This window comes from Thermostichus sp. OS-CIW-31 (genome assembly GCF_054060305.1).
In genome coordinates, this window is record NZ_JBSSDA010000042.1 from 1 (window position 1) to 4055 (window position 4055).

The 4055-nt window shown below is 57.3% G+C and carries 4 protein-coding genes; 3 read left to right on the forward strand and 1 reads right to left on the reverse strand.

Annotated elements, in window-relative coordinates; genetic code table 11:
• Nucleotides 1–264: 264 nt before the first annotated feature.
• Nucleotides 265–1293: an ABC transporter permease gene (locus ACVWY9_RS14035; protein ID WP_457389024.1), complete on the forward strand. Its 1029-nt coding sequence runs from the start codon at nt 265–267 to the stop codon at nt 1291–1293.
• A gap of 24 nt (nt 1294–1317) precedes the next feature.
• Here the strand turns inward: ACVWY9_RS14035 and ACVWY9_RS14040 are convergent, their stop codons facing one another.
• Nucleotides 1318–2313 (reverse strand): AAA family ATPase, encoded by a 996-nt coding sequence (locus ACVWY9_RS14040; protein ID WP_457389026.1) that lies wholly within the window; start codon nt 2311–2313, stop codon nt 1318–1320.
• A gap of 130 nt (nt 2314–2443) precedes the next feature.
• On the opposite strand from ACVWY9_RS14040, the gene ACVWY9_RS14045 reads away from it, so the two are divergent.
• Together ACVWY9_RS14045 and ACVWY9_RS14050 are read left to right on the forward strand one after the other, a co-directional pair.
• Nucleotides 2444–2884 (forward strand): RrF2 family transcriptional regulator, encoded by a 441-nt coding sequence (locus ACVWY9_RS14045; RefSeq protein ID WP_011432485.1) that lies wholly within the window; start codon nt 2444–2446, stop codon nt 2882–2884.
• A 77-nt stretch (nt 2885–2961) separates the two neighbouring features.
• Nucleotides 2962–3876, forward strand: coding sequence for a S1 RNA-binding domain-containing protein (locus ACVWY9_RS14050; RefSeq protein ID WP_414351627.1), 915 nt, complete (start codon nt 2962–2964; stop codon nt 3874–3876).
• Nucleotides 3877–4055 lie beyond the last annotated feature (179 nt).

The window sequence follows — 4055 nt, forward strand, 5'->3', positions numbered from 1 at the left end:
TCAGGACTTGGGTCATGGTTCTATCATAACTTCCGCATTCCTCCCGACACTGACCCTACGGGTACAGTGCGGGGCTCCTGCGATTTCTAGCTGACTAGTGTACCGCTTCAGCTTCTGTCTGCCGGACTGCCTGAGCCCTCAATTCCCCTGCAAGAGAGCCGCTCGACTTGGCAAACCCCACACTGGAAATCTGGCCGCAAGGATGTCAGCATAGTTCGACAAGAATCCAACTCAAAGAGCATATCCGAATATCCATCTGCATCTGTGGCTGTAACCTCTTCTCCGCCTTCCCGTTCCCGCGCTTTTGGCCTTTGGCCGCCGCTGGCCTTGGTTTTGCAGCGGCTGACCCAAGCGGTGCCGGTGCTGCTGTTGATCACGCTGCTCAGCTTTTTGCTCTTGCAGCTGGCCCCCGGAGATTTTTTGGATCCCTTGCGGGCGGATCCCAGTGTCAGCCAGGAGTTTATTGCCCAAGAGGAAGCGCGGCTGGGGTTGGATAAGCCCTTGGTTTGGCAGTACTTGACCTGGCTGGGCAACCTGCTGCAAGGGGATTTCGGGGTGAGCTACACCTATCGCGTGCCGGTAGCACAGCTCATCCTCTCCCGCGCCGGCGCTACCTTGCTGTTGGCGGTGTCCTCTGTGGTGCTGACTTGGCTGGTCGCCATTCCCCTAGGGATCCTGGGGGCGCTGCGGCAGAACACCCCCCTGGATCGGGCGTTGCAGTTGCTCAGCTACCTGGGCCAGGCCATGCCCAGCTTCGTGCTGGCCATTTTGCTGCTAATTGTGGCCCAAAACGTGAGCTGGCTGCCGGTAGGGGGGATGACCAGTGTTTATTTTGCCGAGCTTAGTTTGGGGGAAAAGTTGCTGGATCTGGGCCGCCACCTGCTCCTGCCCACGCTGGCCCTGAGCATCACCAGCTTTGCCGGGCTGCAGCGGATTACGCGCGGCAATTTCTTGGATGTGCTGCGGCAGGAATACATCCAGGCGGCGCGGGCCCGTGGGATCCCAGAGTGGCGGGTGATCTGGTTGCACGCGCTGCGCAACGCCGTCAACCCCTTGATCACGATCTTGGGCTTTGAGTTTGCCAATCTGCTCAGCGGCTCTTTTATTGCCGAGTTTTTCTTCAATTGGCCGGGGCTGGGCAAGCTGCTCTTGGAGGCTGTTCAAAGTTTCGACATCAATGTGGTGATGGCGGGGCTTCTGCTGGGGGCCGTGATGCTCATTCTGGGCAATTTGTTGGCCGATTTGCTCCTGATGTGGGTGGATCCCCGGATCCGACCCGACTCACTGCTGTAGTTAACCATTGCTGCTACGGATCCCTCAAACAGGCGGCTCAATTGTGGAGACAATATCCCGAATCACCGCCTCAGCCTCTTGCCGTCGGTTGCCGGCCATCTCTCCCGACCCGGCCAGAGAAACCCGATGGGTCAGTACCGGCACGAACAGTGCTTGCAGATCTTCTGGTAGACAAAAGCTGCGCCCTTTCACCAGCGCCTGAGCCCGTGCTGCCCGCGCCAAGGCCAGGGCTCCACGGGTGGATACCCCCGCCCGCAGCAGCTTGGACACGCGAGTGGCCTGCACCACCTGCAGAAGATAGTCCGCCAGGGATCCATCCAAATACACCTGATCCACCGCCGACTGAATCTCTCGCAACTCCATCAGGGAGAGAACCGGCTGCAGAGCATCCACCGGCTCGGCCTGTTGCCGTTGCAAGAGTAAAGCTCGCTCTACCTCAGAGCTGGGGTAGCCAATCGACAGCCGTACCAAAAACCGATCCAACTGGCTTTCTGGGAGGGGATAGGTGCCGTGGTACTCCAAAGGATTTTGGGTGGCCAACACCATAAATGGGCTGGGCAGCGGGTAGGTGCGATCGTCCAGCGAAACCTGCTTTTCCGCCATTGCCTCCAGCAGGGCACTTTGGGTGCGGGGCGAGGTGCGATTGATTTCATCCGCCAAGACCACGTGGGCAAAAATGGGGCCGGGACGAAATTCAAAATCCCCTTTTTCTTTGTTGAAAAGGGTGAGGCCAAGGATATCTGTCGGCAATAGGTCGCTGGTAAATTGAATCCGCTGAAACTTGGCTCCCAAACTGTGGGCGATGGCCCGCGCCAAAGTGGTCTTGCCCACACCGGGCACATCTTCAAGCAAAACATGACCTTCCGCAACCAGGGCCATGACCACCGCCTGCACCACCTGCGATTTGCCCTGAAACACGGATTCGATATTGGCAATCAGCTTGCCAATCTGTTGGTGCAAGGTTTGTAATCGCTCCGCTGGGATCCGTGCTGAACCAGACCGGGTGCTGACACTCGCCATAAACCATTCCCAAAGGGGCCTATTCCACCTTACAGGCTGGATCCCATTGCCAGCTCAGGGCGGGATCCCGCTAAACCCCAGTGAAAAACCGGAGTATCATAGACCTAAGCCCTCCACAAGGATGGATATCTTGGAACTGTCTTGCAAAAGTGAATATGCTCTCCTGGCCCTTCTGGAATTGGCCCAGCACTACAGCGATGGCCAGGTGCTGCAGATTAAAGAAATTGCGGCTCATCAGTCCATACCCGACCGCTACTTGGAGCAATTGCTGGCCACCTTGCGCAGACAGGGGTTGGTGCGCAGCCAACGGGGATCCAAGGGAGGCTACTTCCTGGCCCGAGCACCCTGGCAGATCTCGCTGCTGGATGTTATCCAGGCCATCGAGGGGGAAGATCTCAGCCGCTCCCGCGACTTGCCCTCGGGCGATCTCACCCCAGAGCGGGAAGTGCTCCTGAAGGCCTGGCAAGATGCCCAAGCTGCGGCGGTAGCCATTCTCCAGAAGACCACCCTGCAAGACCTCTGCGACCGGCAGGCACAACAGCAACAGGCTCGGCTCATGTACTACATCTAGGCCAGAGGCTGGAGCTGGGATCCTTGGAAGGTTTTGGGTTATCCTGAAACACATTGCTTTTCGAATTGAGCCCTTCCATGACCGTTCGCTCTTCTCGCTCTCAGGCTGCCGATACGTTTTCCGCGGAAGATTTTGCCCAGGCTTTAGACAAGCAAAACCTCAGCTTTCAACCGGGGCAGGTGGTGCAAGGCCGCATTTTCCAACATCAGAACGATGGCGCTCTGGTGGATATTGGCGGCAAATCCCCGGCCTTTTTGCCCCTCAAGGAAGCAGGGATCCGCCCAGGGGAAGATTTGAGTGCGCTCTTTCCTTTAAAGACAGAAGCCGAGTTTCTCATCCTGCGGGAAGATGCAGAAGGACAAATTGTGCTCTCGGCGCGGCGGCTGAGGCTGAAGCGGCTTTGGGAAGAGCTGGCCCAGAAGCAAGCCAACGGCCAGACGGTAACCGTTCCGGTGATCGCCACCAACAAAGGGGGGGTGGTGGTGGATGTGCAGGGGCTGCGCGGCTTCATTCCCCGCTCCCACCTCAGCCAACGGGAAAGTCTGGAGGAGTTGGTGGGGCAATCCTTGACAGCAAGCTTTATCGAGGTGAACCCAGAAGCCAACAAGCTGGTGCTCTCCCAAAGGGCGGCTGTAAAGTCCGAGAACCTGAGCCGCTACACCAGTGGCCAAGTGGTGGAAGGCAAAGTCAGCGGACTAAAACCCTTCGGTGTGTTTGTGGACTTGGAAGAAGGGGTAACCGGGCTGTTGCACATCAAGCAGGTCAGCCAAAGTTTTGTAGCCTCGCTACCGGATTTGTTCAAACCAGGCCAACGCATCAAAGCTGTTGTCATCGATGTGGATGAGGCCAAGGGACGGATGGCCCTCTCCCTGCGGGTGCTGGAAAAGCATCCGGGCGAGGTGCTGGAGCAGCTGGACAGGGTTATGGAGGAGGCCGAAGAGCGGGCCGGTAAACTCAAGGGGAGAATAACATCCGACGGCCAAGTCATCTGATCCCATCTCTGCCTCGAGTTCGGATGCAAAACCTGCAGAGGGAAAGCAAGACGCCTTACGGCAATCAGAGGAAAATCACGGTACTCTAGGTTGTGTTGATCTTTCATTTGAGCCAAAAGAGAGCACTGACGAGATAGAGAAAACTCAAGAAGTTCCTGGCCAATTTGTCAAAACGAGAA